This is a genomic window from Micromonospora sp. NPDC005257 (genome assembly GCF_042872445.1).
Taxonomy (GTDB): Bacteria; Actinomycetota; Actinomycetes; order Mycobacteriales; family Micromonosporaceae; genus Micromonospora.
Map to the genome: position 1 here is coordinate 23239 of NZ_JBIAKL010000003.1, position 13834 is coordinate 37072.

General features: G+C 74.1%; 13 protein-coding genes. 1 reads left to right on the forward strand and 12 read right to left on the reverse strand.

Annotated elements, in window-relative coordinates:
- Nucleotides 1-6 precede the first annotated feature (6 nt).
- From argH to ACFYO8_RS06995, 9 genes are all read right to left on the reverse strand, one after another.
- Nucleotides 7-1470: an argininosuccinate lyase gene (argH, locus tag ACFYO8_RS06955; RefSeq protein WP_354867584.1), complete on the reverse strand. Its 1464-nt coding sequence runs from the start codon at nt 1468-1470 to the stop codon at nt 7-9.
- 14 nt (nt 1471-1484) lie between these two features.
- Nucleotides 1485-2690, reverse strand: coding sequence for an argininosuccinate synthase (locus ACFYO8_RS06960; RefSeq protein ID WP_354866841.1), 1206 nt, complete (start codon nt 2688-2690; stop codon nt 1485-1487).
- Nucleotides 2687-3199, reverse strand: a complete 513-nt coding sequence (locus ACFYO8_RS06965) for an arginine repressor (protein ID WP_354866843.1) — start codon at nt 3197-3199, stop codon at nt 2687-2689. Before ACFYO8_RS06965 ends, ACFYO8_RS06960 begins: the two co-directional genes overlap by 4 nt.
- Nucleotides 3196-4122 (reverse strand): ornithine carbamoyltransferase, encoded by a 927-nt coding sequence (argF, locus tag ACFYO8_RS06970; RefSeq protein WP_354866845.1) that lies wholly within the window; start codon nt 4120-4122, stop codon nt 3196-3198. The genes ACFYO8_RS06965 and argF overlap by 4 nt, the downstream gene beginning before the upstream one ends.
- Complete coding sequence (locus tag ACFYO8_RS06975) at nt 4119-5348, reverse strand: acetylornithine transaminase (protein WP_354866847.1); 1230 nt, start codon at nt 5346-5348, stop codon at nt 4119-4121. Before ACFYO8_RS06975 ends, argF begins: the two co-directional genes overlap by 4 nt.
- Nucleotides 5345-6232, reverse strand: coding sequence for an acetylglutamate kinase (gene argB / locus ACFYO8_RS06980; RefSeq protein ID WP_354866849.1), 888 nt, complete (start codon nt 6230-6232; stop codon nt 5345-5347). The genes ACFYO8_RS06975 and argB overlap by 4 nt, the downstream gene beginning before the upstream one ends.
- A gap of 57 nt (nt 6233-6289) precedes the next feature.
- Nucleotides 6290-7462 carry a bifunctional glutamate N-acetyltransferase/amino-acid acetyltransferase ArgJ gene (argJ, locus tag ACFYO8_RS06985; protein ID WP_357706788.1) on the reverse strand — a complete coding sequence of 391 codons (1173 nt, stop codon included), beginning with the start codon at nt 7460-7462 and terminating at the stop codon, nt 6290-6292.
- A complete protein-coding gene (gene argC / locus ACFYO8_RS06990; protein WP_354866853.1) occupies nt 7459-8460 on the reverse strand; it encodes an N-acetyl-gamma-glutamyl-phosphate reductase in 1002 nt (333 codons plus the stop codon). The genes argJ and argC overlap by 4 nt, the downstream gene beginning before the upstream one ends.
- Before the next feature lie 90 nt (nt 8461-8550).
- Nucleotides 8551-9834 carry an amidohydrolase gene (locus tag ACFYO8_RS06995; protein WP_357706790.1) on the reverse strand — a complete coding sequence of 428 codons (1284 nt, stop codon included), beginning with the start codon at nt 9832-9834 and terminating at the stop codon, nt 8551-8553.
- 149 nt (nt 9835-9983) lie between these two features.
- Here ACFYO8_RS06995 and ACFYO8_RS07000 point away from each other — a divergent pair, with 149 nt between their 5' ends.
- Complete coding sequence (locus tag ACFYO8_RS07000) at nt 9984-10160, forward strand: thiazolylpeptide-type bacteriocin (RefSeq protein ID WP_073827725.1); 177 nt, start codon at nt 9984-9986, stop codon at nt 10158-10160.
- An 82-nt stretch (nt 10161-10242) separates the two neighbouring features.
- Here the strand turns inward: ACFYO8_RS07000 and ACFYO8_RS07005 are convergent, their stop codons facing one another.
- From ACFYO8_RS07005 to ACFYO8_RS07015, 3 genes are read right to left on the reverse strand one after another with little or no spacing between them, the layout of a single operon-like run.
- On the reverse strand, nt 10243-12174 hold the full coding sequence (locus tag ACFYO8_RS07005; protein ID WP_357706792.1) for a TOMM precursor leader peptide-binding protein: 1932 nt from the start codon (nt 12172-12174) through the stop codon (nt 10243-10245).
- The gene (locus ACFYO8_RS07010; RefSeq protein WP_354866859.1) at nt 12171-12926 is read right to left on the reverse strand and encodes an ABC transporter permease; all 756 of its coding nucleotides are present in this window, start codon (nt 12924-12926) and stop codon (nt 12171-12173) included. The genes ACFYO8_RS07005 and ACFYO8_RS07010 overlap by 4 nt, the downstream gene beginning before the upstream one ends.
- The gene (locus ACFYO8_RS07015; protein ID WP_354866861.1) at nt 12923-13834 is read right to left on the reverse strand and encodes an ABC transporter ATP-binding protein; all 912 of its coding nucleotides are present in this window, start codon (nt 13832-13834) and stop codon (nt 12923-12925) included. Before ACFYO8_RS07015 ends, ACFYO8_RS07010 begins: the two co-directional genes overlap by 4 nt.

Here is a 13834-nt window from a genome sequence, read left to right on the forward strand (position 1 = left end):
TGCGTCTCAGCGGGGGACGACCCGCTCGGCGGCCCACTCACGCCAACCGGTCAGCTTGTCCGCCGCGGCGGCGAGCTGGTCGGCGACCGGGCCGGGGCCGGTGGAGCCGGGCGTGATGCGCGCGGCCAGCGCCGAGCGCACCGAGAGCACGTCGCGCACCGACGGGTCCAGGTGCTCGCTGACGGCGGCCAGGTCGGCGTCGGACACCTCGTCCAGCGCGCAGTCGCGGACCGCGCAGAGCGCCACCAGCTTGCCGGTGATCTCGTGCGCGTCACGGAACGGCACGTTGCGCCGGACCAGCCAGTCGGCGACCTCGGTGGCGAGCGAGAAGCCCGACGGCGCGCTGGCGACCAGCCGGTCCACCCGGACGGTCATCGTGGAGATCATGCCGGCCAGCGCGGGAAGCAGCAGCTCCAGCGTGTCGACAGCGTCGAACGCCGGCTCCTTGTCCTCCTGCATGTCCCGGTCGTACGTCATGGGCAGGCCCTTGAGCATGGTGAGCACGCTCATCAGGCCGCCGACCAGGCGGCCGGACTTGCCCCGCGCCAGCTCGGCGATGTCCGCGTTCTTCTTCTGCGGCATGATCGACGAGCCGGTGGCGAAGGCGTCGTCCAGCTCGACCCAGCCGAACTCCTGCGACGTCCAGAGCACCACCTCCTCGCCGAGGCGGGACAGGTGCACGCCGATCATGGCGGTGACGAACAGGAACTCGGCCACGAAGTCGCGGTCCGCGACCGCGTCCATCGAGTTGGCGAACGAGGTGCGGAAACCCAGCTCCTTGGCGACCGCCATCGGGTCCAGCGGCAGGCCGGAGCCGGCCAGCGCGCCGGCGCCGAGCGGGCTGATCGCGGTCCGCTCGTCCCAGTCGCGCATCCGTTCCAGGTCACGCAGCAGCGGCTGCACGTGGGCCAGCAGCCAGTGCCCGAACGTCACCGGCTGGGCGTGCTGCAGGTGGGTCATCCCCGGCGCCGCGGTGTCCACGTGCCGCTCCGCCTGTTCGACGAGGGCCTCGGCCAGCTCGACCAGCCGGGCCGCCACGCCGCGGGCGTGATCACGCAGGTAGAGCCGCAGGTCGGTGGCGACCTGGTCGTTGCGGGAGCGGCCGGCGCGCAGCTTGCCGCCGAGGCTGCCGAGGCGTTCCAGCAGGCCGCGCTCCAGCGCGGTGTGCACGTCCTCGTCGTCCACCGTCGGGCGGAACGCGCCGGAGGCGCAGGCCGCCTCCAGGTCGTCCAGCGCGGCCAGCATCCGGCCCAGTTCGTCCGGGTCGAGCAGGCCGGCGCCGGCGAGGACCCGGGCGTGCGCGCGGGAACCGGCGATGTCGTACGGGGCGAGACGCCAGTCGAACTGGACGCTCACCGACAGCCGCGCGAGCGCCTCGGCGGGACCGCCGGCGAACCGGCCGCCCCAGAGGCTCGTCCGGTTGGCGGCGGCGCTGTTCTCGGTCAGGCTCTTGTCGTCCACCCCACCCATTGTGGCGCCTCCCATCAGGCCCCTCCCATCCGGGCATCCCGTTGTGCGGCCATCTTGCTGGGCAGTCCCCACAGTTGCACGAATCCCTTCGCCAGCGACTGGTCGAATGTGTCGCCGGTGTCGTAGGTGGCCAGGCCGAAGTCGTAGAGGCTCGCCTCGGAGCGCCGGCCGGTGACCACCGCCCGGCCGCCGTGCAGGCGCAGCCGTACCTCGCCGGTGACGTGGCGCTGGGCGTCGTCGATGAACGCGTCGAGCGACCGCTTCAGCGGCGAGAACCAGAGCCCGTCGTAGACCAGCTCGCCCCAGCGCTGGTCGACGCCGCGCTTGAACCGGGCCAGGTCCCGCTCGACGGTGACCGCCTCCAGCTCCTGGTGGGCGGTGATCAGGGCGAGCGCGCCGGGCGCCTCGTACACCTCGCGGCTCTTGATGCCGACCAGCCGGTCCTCGACCATGTCCAGCCGGCCCACGCCGTGCGCCCCGGCCCGCCGGTTCAGTTCCCGGATCGCCTGGTACGGGGTGACCGTCTCGCCGTCGATCGCGACCGGCACGCCCCCGTCGAACGTGATCACCACGTCGTCCGGGTCGCGTTCCGACGCCGGGTCCCCGGTGTACGCGTAGAGGTCCTCGACCGGGGCGTTCCAGATGTCCTCCAGGAAGCCGGTCTCCACGGCCCGGCCCCACAGGTTCTGGTCGATCGAGTACGGCGACTTCGCCGACACGTCGATCGGCAGCCCTTTCTCCTCGGCGTACGCGATCGCCTTGTCCCGGGTCCAGGCGAAGTCCCGGGCCGGTGCGACCACCTTCAGGTCGGGTGCGAGCGCGCCCAGGCCCACCTCGAAGCGGACCTGGTCGTTGCCCTTGCCGGTGCAGCCGTGCGACACGATCGTGCCGCCGTGGGCGCGCGCCGCCGCGACCAGGTGCTTGACGATCAGCGGCCGGGACAGCGCGGACACCAGCGGGTAGCGGTCCATGTAGAGGGCGTTGGCCCGGATCGCCGGCAGGCAGTAGCCGGCGGCGAACTCGTCGCGGGCGTCGACCACCTCGGACTCGACGGCACCGCAGTCCAGCGCGCGCTGCCGGATCACGTTCATGTCCTCGCCGCCCTGGCCGACGTCGACGGCTACCGCGATCACCTCGGCGCCGGTCCGCTCGGCCAGGTACGGGATGGCGACCGAGGTGTCCAGGCCCCCGGAGTACGCCAGCACCACCCGCTCGGTCACGAGGTGCCCCCTTCGACCGCGTCGTCCCGGCGGGCCCAGGCGGCCAGCCGCTCACCCAGCGCGGCGCCGCCGTCGGCGTCGCGGGACACGACGAGGATGGTGTCGTCGCCGGCGATGGTGCCGACGATCTCGGTCAGGCCGGCCCGGTCCAGCGCGCTGGCGAGGTACTGGGCCGCGCCCGGCGGGGTGCGCAGCACCGCGATGTTGCCGCTGGAGTCGACGCCGTTGAGTAGCTCACGCAGCAGCCGGACCAACCGGGCCGGCGCGCCCTCGGCGTCGCGCAGCGGCCGGTGCCCGTCCTCCGGGATCAGGTAGACGCCCCGCCCGTCGCCACCGCGCGCGGTCACCGCTCCCAGTTCCTTCAGGTCGCGCGACAGGGTGGCCTGGGTGACCTGGATGCCGTCCCCGGCGAGCAGGTCGGCCAGCTCGGTCTGCGAGTGGATGGCGGTGTCGCGGATCAGCTCGACGATGCGGGCGTGCCGCGCGGCGCGGGTCAGCGGAGCGGTCATGCGGATTCCTCCAGGAGAAACGTCAGCAGCGCCTTCTGGGCGTGCAGGCGATTCTCCGCCTGGTCGAACACCGCGCTGTGCGGGCCGTCCAGCGCCTCGTCGGTGATCTCCTCGCCCCGGTGGGCGGGCAGGCAGTGCAGCACGATCACGTCGGCGTCGGCGTGGCCGAGCAGCGCGGCGTTCACCTGGTACGGCAGGAACGGGGTGATCCGGTCCAGCCCGTCGGACTCCTGCCCCATCGACGTCCAGGTGTCGGTGGCGACGACGTGGGCGCCGCGTACCGCCTCGACCGGGTCGGTGAGCACCTGGACCGAACCGCCGGTGGTGGCGGCGATCTTCTCCGCGCGGCCCACGATCTCCGGGTCGGGCCGGAACCCGTCCGGGCCGGCGATCCGCACGTGCATCCCGGCGGTCGCGCCGGCCAGCAGGTACGAGTGGGCCATGTTGTTCGCCGCGTCGCCGACGTACGTGAGGATCCGCCCCGCGGTCCCGCCGAGGCGCTCCCGCACGGTGAGCAGGTCGGCCAGCAGCTGGCAGGGGTGGTACGTGTCGGTGAGCGCGTTGACCACCGGCACCGTGGCGTGCGCGGCGACCTCGGCGATCCGGTCGTCGCCGTGGGTGCGCAGCACGATCGCGGCGACGTAGCGGGACAGCACCCGGCCGGCGTCGGCCAGCGTCTCGCCCCGGCCGAAGTGGGTGACCTGGGTGTCCACCACCAGCGGGTGCCCGCCCAGCTCGGCGATGCCCACGTCGAACGAGATCCGGGTCCGCAGGCTCTGCTTGTCGAACAGCACCGCCACCGACTTGGGGCCGGCCAGCGGCTGGTGGCCGTACCTGTCGGTCTTCATCCGGGCGGCGAGGTCGAGCACGGCGGCCTGCTCGGCGGGCGTGAGGTCGTCGTCGCGCAGGAAGTGGCGGATCATGCGGGAGCCTCCGTCGGGGTCGTGGCGTCGGGCGCGGCGGCGCCGGTGGTGGGAGGTGCCGGCGCGGCGGCGGACAGCGCGGCCGGCAGGGCGGCCAGGAACGCGTCGGCCTGCGCCGCGGTGAGGATCAGCGGCGGGGCGAGCCGCACCACGTCCGGCTGCACCGGGTTGACCAGGAAACCCGCCTCGCGCAGCGCGGCCGCGGCAGCGGCGGACACCGGCTGGTCGAGGACGATGCCGAGCAGCAGCCCCGCGCCGCGCACCTCGCGTACCAGCGGATGCCCGAGCGCCTCGACGCCGCGGCGCAGCCGCTCGCCGATCCGCTTGACGTGGTCGAGCAGGCCCTCGTGCGCGATCGTGGAGACGACGGCGAGCGCGGCGGCGCAACTGATCGGATTGCCGCCGAACGTGGTGCCGTGCGAACCGGGGGTGAGCAGGTCGGCGGCCCGGCCGAAGGCCAGGCAGGCGCCCAGTGGCAGCCCGCCGCCGAGGCCCTTGGCGAGGGTGATGACGTCCGGCTCGACGCCCTCGGCCTGGTGGGCGAACCAGTGGCCGGTCCGGCCGACGCCGGTCTGCACCTCGTCGAGCACCAGCAGCGCGCCGTGCGCGGCGGTGATCCGCCGGGCCGCGGCGAGGTAGCCGGGCGGCGGGACGACCACACCGTTCTCGCCCTGGATCGGCTCGATGATCAGCATGGCGGTGTCGTCGGTGACGGCCCCGGCCAGCGCGTCGGCGTCGCCGAACGGCACGTGTGTCACGTCGCCGGGCAGCGGGCGGAACGGGTCGGCCTTGGCGGGCTGCCCGGTCAGCGCCAGCGCGCCCATGGTCCGGCCGTGGAAACCGCCGTGGGTGGCGACCACGTGCCGGCGGCCGGTGAGCCGGGACAGCTTGAACGCGGCCTCGTTGGCCTCGGCGCCGGAGTTGGCGAAGAACACCCGGCCCGGCCGGCCGGCCAGCGCCAGCAGCAGCTCGGCCAGCGCCACCGGCGGCTCGGCGACGAACAGGTTGGACACGTGCCCGAGCGTCGCGACCTGCTTGCTGACCGCCGCCACCACCGCCGGGTGGGCGTGGCCGAGCGCGTTGACGGCGATGCCGCCGAGCAGGTCGACGTACTCCCGGCCGGTCTCGTCGACCACGACGGCGCCGGAGCCGGAGACGAGCGCCAGCGGCGGCGTGCCGTAGTTGTCCATCATGGTGGCGTTCCACCGCTGCACGAGCGAGCTCATGAGTCGATCACCATCGTTCCGAAGCCCTCCGACGTGAACACTTCCAGCAGCGTGGAGTGGGCGACCCGGCCGTCGACGACGTGCGCGGCGGGCACTCCCCCGCGCACCGCCCGCAGGCAGGCCTCCATCTTCGGGACCATGCCCGATTCCAGGGACGGCAGCAGCTTCGCCAGGTCGTCCGCGGTGATCTCGCTGACCAGGCTGGACGTGTCCGGCCAGTCGGCGTACAGGCCGGGCACGTCGGTGAGCACGACCAGCTTGCGGGCGTCCAGCGCCACGGCGAGCGCGGCGGCGGCGGTGTCCGCGTTGAGGTTGTGCAGCACCCCGTCGGCGTCCGGCGCGACAGTCGAGATGACCGGGATGCGGCCGGCCGCGATCAGGTCGGTGACCGCCGAGACGTTCACCGACTCCACGTCGCCGACCTGGCCCACGTCGACCGGTACGCCGTCCACGTACGCCTGGCGGCGCACGGCGGTGAACAGCCCGGCGTCCTCGCCGGAGAGGCCGACCGCGTACGGGCCGTGCGCGTTGATCAGCCCGACCAGCTCCCGGCCGACCTGACCCACAAGCACCATCCGGACCACGTCCATCGCCTCCGGGGTGGTGACCCGGAGGCCGCCCCGGAACTCGCTGGCGATGCCGAGGCGGCCGAGCATGGCGGAGATCTGCGGGCCGCCGCCGTGCACCACCACCGGCTTCAGGCCGGCGTAGCGCAGGAACACCATGTCGGCGGCGAAGGCGCGCTGGAGTTCGGGGTCGACCATGGCGTTGCCGCCGTACTTGACCACGACCGTGGCGCCGGAGAAACGGGCCAGCCAGGGCAGTGCCTCGATCAGCGTGGCGGCCTTGGCCTGGGCCCGGGTGAGGTCAGCGGAAAGCGTCATGCCGAGCCCGCCTTTCGTTCGCGACTGCGGAACTCCGCCCCGCTGCGTTCCGCGCGCTCACGTGGAGTAGGCCGAGTTCTCGTGGACGTACGCGTGCGACAGGTCGTTGGTCCAGATGGTGGCGGCGTCGGCACCGGCGTGCAGGTCGATCCGGACGGTCACGGCGCGGCCGGTGAGGTCCACCTTGGCGCGGTCCTCGGCGGCGGCGCCGCCCCGGCACACCCAGATGCCGTTCACCGCGACGTCCACACCGTCCGGCTCGAAGACGGCGGCCGTGGTGCCGACCGCGGCGAGGATCCGGCCCCAGTTCGGGTCGTTGCCGAACAGCGCGGTCTTCACCAGGTTGTTGCGGGCCACCGTGCGGCCCACCTCGACCGCGTCGTCCTCGCTCGCCGCGCCGACCACCTCGATCGCCACCTCCTTTGTCGCGCCCTCCGCGTCGGCCAGGAGCTGCTGGGCGAGGTCATGGCAGGCGGCGGTGACAGCGGCGGTCAGCTCGTCGGCGGTCGGCTCGATGCCGGAGGCGCCGCTGGCCAGCAGCAGCACCGTGTCGTTCGTGGACATGCAGCCGTCGGAGTCGATCCGGTCGAACGTGACCCGCGTGGCGGCGCGCAGCGCGGCGTCCAGGGTGTCCGGCCCGGCCACCGCGTCGGTGGTGAGTACGCAGAGCATGGTGGCCATCGCCGGGGCGAGCATGCCGGCGCCCTTGGCCATGCCGCCGACGGTCCAGCCCGTGCCCCGGGCCACTGTCGTCTTGGGCCGGGTGTCGGTGGTCATGATGGCCTCGGCCGCGGCCGGGCCGCCGTCGCGGGACAGGCCGCGCACCGCCTCGCGTACGCCGGGAAGCAGTTTGTCCATCGGCAGCCGCTCACCGATCAGGCCGGTCGAGCAGACGGCGACCTCGCCGGCGCCGACGATGAGCCGGGCGTTCGCGGCGGTGATCGCGGCGGCGGTGTGCTCGGCGGTGGCGTGGGTGTCCTGGAAGCCGGCCGGCCCGGTGCAGGCGTTCGCGCCGCCGGAGTTGAGCACCACGGCGCGCACGACGCCGCCGTGCACGACCTGCTGGCTCCACAGCACCGGGGCGGCCTTGACGCGGTTGGCGGTGAAGACACCCGCCACACCGGCGTCCGGGCCGTCGTTGATCACGAGGGCGACGTCGGCGGCGCCGGAGGACTTCAGTCCGGCGGCGACACCCGCGGCGCGGAACCCCCGGGGGACGGTGACGCTCATGGAGCCACTCCAAACACGGACAGACCGGTGGTCTCGGGGAGACCCGTCATCAGGTTGGCGTTCTGCACGGCCTGACCGGCCGCGCCCTTGCCCAGGTTGTCGATCGCGCTGACCACGATCACCCGCCCCGAGTCGACGTCGACCGTCGCCTGGAGGTGGCAGGAGTTGGAGCCGGCGGTGGCGGCGGTGTGCGGCCACGCCCCCTCGGGCAGCAGGTGCACGAACGGCGCGTCGGCGTACGCGGCGGCCAGCACCGCGCGCGGGTCGGCGTCGCCGGTGGGCACCGCGGTGACCGTGGCAAGGATGCCCCGGGGCATCGGCGCGAGCACCGGGGTGAAGGAGAGGCCGGTCGCGCCGGTGGCCTGCTTGATCTCCGGGACGTGCTGGTGCGCGCCCACCTTGTAGGGCGTCAGGTCGCCCATCACCTCGCTGCCGAGCAGGTGGGCCTTGGCGGCCCGGCCCGCGCCGGAGGTGCCGGAGGCGGCGACGACCACCACGTCGTCGGGGCGTACCGCACCGGCGGCGATCAGCGGCGCGAGCGCCAGCGTGGTCGCCACCGCGTAGCAGCCGGTGCTGGCCACCCGCGTCGCGGCGGCGATCTCGGCCCGCTGGCCGGGCAGCTCGGGCAGCCCGTAGGTCCAGGCGCCGGCGTGCTCCCCGCCGTAGTAGCGGGCCCAGCCACCGGCGTCGCGCAGCCGGTGGTCCGCGCCGAGGTCGACCACCTTGACCGTGTCCGGCAGCGCCGCGGCGAGTGCCGCCGACTGCCCGTGCGGCAGGGCCAGGAAGACCAGGTCCGCGTCGGCGAGGGTCGCCGCCTCGGTCGCGGCGAACACCAGGTCGAGGCCGGTGAGGTGCGGGTGTACGGCGGTGACGGGCCGGCCGGCCTGGCTGTGCGCGGTGGCGGTGATCAGCTCGAATTCGGGGTGACCGGCGAGCAGGCGCAGCAGTTCGCCTCCGGCGTATCCGCTCGCCCCGGCCACCGCTGTCCGAATGCCCATACTAACCTCCGCATGAATATGCGAAGAGGTTAGCAGCGGACGCGACCCGGATGCAAGTTCATACGGTGTACTGCATGATGCTTCGGGCGGTCAGTCCGGCGCCAGCGCGGTGAGCGCGCCGGCCGTGAGCGCCGCGACACCGGCCGGCAGCGCCAGCTCCGCGTGCGGCGCGAAGAACGGGCTGTGGTTGGCCGGCAGCGCGGCGAGCTTCTCGGCGGCGCTGCCACCGCGGGCCGCCCGCCACTGGCGCGGGCCGACGACACCGAGCATCCAGTATCCGCTGGGGATCCCCTCGGCGGCGAGCAGCGGGAAGTCCTCGGCCGCCAGCGACGACGGCCACCAGGCCACCCGCTCCGCGCCGAACGTCCGCTCGTGGGCGGCGCGCAGCCGCGCGGCCACCTCCGGATCGCCCCGGTAGGCCGGGGTCCGCGACACCACTCGGAGCGACGGCTCCACCGGGCTCCCGGCGGCCTCGCAACAGCCCCGCACCGTCCGGATCACCCGGTCCCGCACGTCGTCCAGCGCCCGTTCCGACAGCGCCCGGATCGTGACGCCCAGCGTGGCCTCCTCCGGGATCACGCCCGGGTGGTGGCCCGCCCGCAGCGAACCCACAGTCACCGTCACCTGCTCGGCCGGCCCCACCTGCCGGGCCACGATGGTCTGCAACTGGACGACGACAGTGGCGGCGAGCACCACCGGGTCGACACACAGGTGCGGGGTGGCGGCGTGCCCGCCGCGGCCGGTCACGGTCACCTCCAGGGTGACGCAGCCCGCGGTCATCGGCCCGGCCCCGTGCGCGACCATGCCCGCCGGCAGCGGCGCCGCGTGCTGTGCCAGCAGGAGATCCGGCCGGCCGAACCGGTCGTACAGCCCGTCCGCGATCAGCGCCGCCGCGCCGGTCAGCGTCTCCTCGGCCGGCTGTCCGAGCACGAGCAGCCTCCCCCGCCAGCGGTCCCGGACACGATCCAGGTGAGCCGCGGCGCCCACCGCCGCGGCCAGGTGCAGGTCATGCCCGCAGGCGTGCATCACCGGCACCCGGCGGCCCTCGCCGTCGACCGCGCCGACCGTGCTCGCGTACGGCAGCCCGGTCCGCTCCGCGACCGGCAGCGCGTCCAGTTCCGCGCGCAGCATCACCGCCGGACCGGCGCCGTTGGTCAGGACGCCGACGACGCCGTGCCCGCCGATGCCGGTGGTGACCGCGCAGCCGGCCTGGCGCAGCGCGGCCGCGAACCGGGACGCGGTGCGCTCCTCCGTCCCCGACAGCTCCGGTCGGGCGTGCAGATCGCGGTAGAGCGAGCCGGCCCGGGCCAGGACACCCGCGTCGGGGGCCGGATCCGGAGCGCGGGCGGCGGCGAGCGGACCGGGTGACACCATGCCGCTGAGCCAACCGCAAGCCGCTGTCACACCGCTCACATCCGGTGACAGCGATCCGGGGGTCCGGACGACGGCGATCGGTGAGCGCCGTGCGGTGTGCTCGTCCCAGGCCGGAGGAACCGGCCGGACACGACCCCCTTGGAGTCATCATGGCGCCCGAAACCGACCTCAACGCCCTCGCCGAGGAGATCCTCGAGCTGGAGTCCGAGACCTTCGCGATCTCCGACTACGCCGACGCCTCCGAGGCGATCCTGGCCTCCTGCTCCTCGTCGGGCACCACCTCGACCTGCAGCAGCACCACCTCGACCACCAGCTGCTCGGCCTGAGCGGATCGGTCACGACGTAGGGCCGCCCCGGCACCGGGGCGGCCCTACGTGCGCGTGTCCGGCCGCCGGCGCGGCGGCCGGCTCACGGGAACGGGTGGGGAACGCGGCGCAGGTCGTCGTCGGTGAGCGCCGCCCCGGCCAACCCCGCCGCGTACGGGGCGGTGCGCAGGCGGGGCAGGTGCAGCGCCCGCTGACGCAGCCAGCCGAAGTCGATCGGCAGCAGGCCGGGCACCACCACGCACACCGACCGCAGCCCGACCGCCTCCTGCTCCGGGCTCGTCTGGTCGACCAGGATCGCCCGGTGGCCGCGCCGGTGCAGGGTGTCCAGGACCCGGCCCAGGTCGTCGAGGAGGTCCCGGGCGCCGGCCCCACGATGGCTGGCGAAGACGGTCGCGACGTCCCAGGCCGCCGCCTCGCGCAGGTACGTCGCGGCGTGCCGGGCCATCCGGGGCAGGCCGAAGAGGGCCGAATGGTCCGGCAGCCGATGGACCAGGCCGTAGTCGTCGGCCATCCGCTCCAGCTCCGCCCGCCGCCGACGCACCGTGGCCGGCTGGTGCGGGATGTAGGTGAGCGCCTCGGCGACCGCGCCGGCCACCGCCTGCTCCGGGTCGACGTGCGCGGCGGCGGCGAAGGAGAGCAGTCCGGGCCCACCGTCGTGGCGGACCGCCAGGCTGGTCACCACCGGCACGTCGAGGTCGATCCGGTTGTCGAAGGCGTGCAGCGCGTAGCCCTGCAGCTCGGCCCGGTCGGCCATCGCCCGCACCGCCGGAGAGCAGCTCGCCAGGTCGATTCGCGGCAGCGTCAGGTTGCCGTACCAGCCGAGCAGGAAGGCGTCCCGCTCGATCAGCTCCAGCAGCCCGAACAGGGCGGCCTCGGCCAGGCAGCTGCCGGTGGCGCAGCCGCTGGAGGACGAGAGCACGAACGTGTCGTCGGCCGCCGGGGAGCTGTAGAAGCAGAGCCGCCGGGGCACCAGCACCGGCCGGCCGGTGTGCAGGTCCCGGCCCCACACCCAGGGGATCGGCCGGTCCGGGTCGAAGCGGCGCAGGATCGGGTCGCGGTCGTACACCTCGTCCGGGTAGCTGCCGCACTCGTCCGGGTGCAGGGCGTGCCCGGCGACGTCCGCGTACGCGGCGACGACGGGGGTGAGGTTGCGCCGCCGGTGGGTGCCCGCGTGCCGTTCCAGCCCTTCCAGGTACGCCAGCGAATGGCTGGCGTCGTAGCCGGTGGACTGGCCGCTGAAGGACACGTCGAGCAGCCCGCCGTAGCCCCGGATGAAGACGCTGCCCGTGACCGGGGCGGTGGTGGGCGAGGTGATGGTGAGCCGGGTGCCGGCGCCGAGCGCCCCGCAGACCGGGTTGACCAGGGCGGCGCGGGGCAGCGGGTAGTCGCCGGGGGCGCGCAGCCGGTAGGCGTCGACGGCCGGCTTCGGCGCCGGCCGGTCGAGCCTCGGCACCTCGGCCGGCGAGTCGGGGCGTGCCCTCGAACACGTCGGGCAGCGCGGCTCCGCCAGCACCGGGTGGGTGCGTACCCGCAGGGTGGCCAGCTCCAGCCGGCTGACCCGGGCGAGCCGCCGGTCGGGGTCGTCCCACGTCGGTGGCGCGGTCCGGGCCGGCGTGGCCTGCACCGCCCGGTACAGGTCCCACACCGCGTCGAGCTGGTAGTCGGTGAGCCGGGGCCACGGCCCGATCGCGATCGGACCGTGGCCGGTCTCCAGCGCGTCGCGTTCGCTGCGGCCGCGCAGCCGCTGCCAGCGGACGGCCAGGCAGTGCCCGCAGGCGGCCCCCGGCGAGGCGCCGGCGATCGGGCCGACCAGCACCGCGTCCGCGCTCAGATGCACGGTGGCGCGCCGCCGGTGCGGCGCCGCCCCGCTCAGCGCGTCGGCGGCGCCCAGCGTGACCACCCGGGGCGCCGGCCCCACCGGCCGCGCCGTCCAGCGCCGCCGCAGGTGCTCGTCGAGCCGGGCCGCGGCGGCGGACAGCGGGGCCGGGGGCGCCGGCGCCGCCGGCCCGGTCACGAGCTGTGGCTCCACCGGAAGGTACGCACGCCGACGACCGCGAAGACGACCGCGAAGGCGGCCAGCGCGCCGCACGCCACCAGATAGTCCGTCATGGAACCGAACCCGGTGAAGGCGTACGCCATGCCGTCGTTGACGTAGCGCAGCGGCAGCGCCCGGGAGACGCCCTGCAACCACCCGGGCATCAGCTCCAGGGGATAGAACGACCCCGACAGGAAGGCCATCGGCACCACGATGCAGTTGGCGATCGCGGCCACCGCCTCGGCGGTGTCCGCACGCGAGCCGACGATCAGGCCCAGCGCCAGGAACGTGGTCACCGCCAGCAGCATCATCGGCAGGGCCAGCGGCCACCGGCCGTCCGGACGCATGCCCAGGAAGGGCAGCATGGCCACGCCGACGAAGACCAGGCTCTGCGCGACGCCGATGGCGAGCGCGACCGCGTAGCGGGAGCCGACCACCGACCAGATGCTCGTCGGCGACAACCGGATGATGCGCAGCAGGTCGTCGTTGCGCCACTGCATCAGCGTGAACGACACCCCGAACAGCGCGGCGCTGGCCAGGCCCCACGACAGCACGCCCGGCGCGATGAAGTCGATGTATCCGTGGCCGGTCTCGGCGACCTGCTGGTTGCGGAAGATCAGTCCGAAGATGACCAGGAAGACCAGCGGGAACGCGAACGTGAAGAACAGCGTGGTGCCGTCCCGGACGCTCGCCTTGTAGCTGGCCCGGGCCAGGGCGGTGTATGCGCTCATGCCTGCGGCGCTCCCATCAGTTGCAGGTAGACGTCTTCCAGGGTGGCCGGCCGGGTCTCCACCTCGTCGAGGCCGCCCTCGGCGCCGAGGGCGGCGAGCACCCGGGCCGTCTGGGTGGTACGCAGGACGACCGCGCCGTCCTCGAAGTCGATCCCGTCGACGCCGTCGATCCGGCCGGCCTGCTCCGCGCTGAGCCGGCCGGCGGGGACGACGAGACGGGCGCGGACACCGGATCGCGCGATCAGCTCCCGTGGGCTGTCCAGGGCCAGGACGCGCCCGGCGGCGAGGATGGCGACGCGGTCGCACAGCCCCTGCGCCTCGTCCAGGTGGTGGGTGGTGTAGACGATGGTCTTGCCGCCCGCCTTCAGCTCCCGCAGCAACTGCCCGAGATCACGGCGGGCCTGCGGGTCCAGGGCAGCGGTCGGCTCGTCCAGGAAGATCACCTGGGGGTCGTGCACGATCGCCGAGGCGATGGCGAGGCGCTGGCGCTGTCCACCGGAGACGTTCGTGACCCGGATGCCGGCCGAGTCGGTCAGCCCGACCAGCTTCAACGCCCGGTCCGCGGCGGACGCGGGCAGGCCGTAGAGCGCGGCGACGGTCACCAGGTGTTCGCGGGCGGTCAGCCGGGTGAAGAACGCCGACCGCTGGGTCTGCACGCCGATCAACGGCAGCAGGTCGAGGTTGCGCGGCGTCGGCGACATGCCGAGCACCCGGACGGTGCCGCTGTCCGGGGTCCGCAGACCCTCGATCATCTCGATGAGCGTCGTCTTGCCCGCGCCGTTGGGCCCGAGCATGCCGAAGAACTCGCCCCGGCCGATCGAGATGGTGATGTCGTCCACCGCCCTCACCTCGCCGTACGACTTGCTCACGGAATCCAGCGCGATGGCCGGATCGTCGGTGGCTGGCAT

What these genes read in the sequence shown, in the direction of transcription:
- argH (WP_354867584.1), bottom strand. Translation starts at nt 1,470, where the DNA reads ATGGGTGGGGTGGACGACAAGAGCCTGACCGAGAACAGCGCCGCCGCC.
- ACFYO8_RS06965 (WP_354866843.1), bottom strand. Translation starts at nt 3,199, where the DNA reads ATGACCGCTCCGCTGACCCGCGCCGCGCGGCACGCCCGCATCGTCGAG.
- argF (WP_354866845.1), bottom strand. Translation starts at nt 4,122, where the DNA reads ATGATCCGCCACTTCCTGCGCGACGACGACCTCACGCCCGCCGAGCAG.
- ACFYO8_RS06975 (WP_354866847.1), bottom strand. Translation starts at nt 5,348, where the DNA reads ATGAGCTCGCTCGTGCAGCGGTGGAACGCCACCATGATGGACAACTAC.
- argB (WP_354866849.1), bottom strand. Translation starts at nt 6,232, where the DNA reads ATGACGCTTTCCGCTGACCTCACCCGGGCCCAGGCCAAGGCCGCCACG.
- argJ (WP_357706788.1), bottom strand. Translation starts at nt 7,462, where the DNA reads ATGAGCGTCACCGTCCCCCGGGGGTTCCGCGCCGCGGGTGTCGCCGCC.
- argC (WP_354866853.1), bottom strand. Translation starts at nt 8,460, where the DNA reads ATGGGCATTCGGACAGCGGTGGCCGGGGCGAGCGGATACGCCGGAGGC.
- ACFYO8_RS06995 (WP_357706790.1), bottom strand. Translation starts at nt 9,834, where the DNA reads ATGGTGTCACCCGGTCCGCTCGCCGCCGCCCGCGCTCCGGATCCGGCC.
- ACFYO8_RS07000 (WP_073827725.1), top strand. Translation starts at nt 9,984, where the DNA reads ATGGCGCCCGAAACCGACCTCAACGCCCTCGCCGAGGAGATCCTCGAG.
- ACFYO8_RS07010 (WP_354866859.1), bottom strand. Translation starts at nt 12,926, where the DNA reads ATGAGCGCATACACCGCCCTGGCCCGGGCCAGCTACAAGGCGAGCGTC.
- ACFYO8_RS07015 (WP_354866861.1), bottom strand. Translation starts at nt 13,834, where the DNA reads ATGCCAGCCACCGACGATCCGGCCATCGCGCTGGATTCCGTGAGCAAG.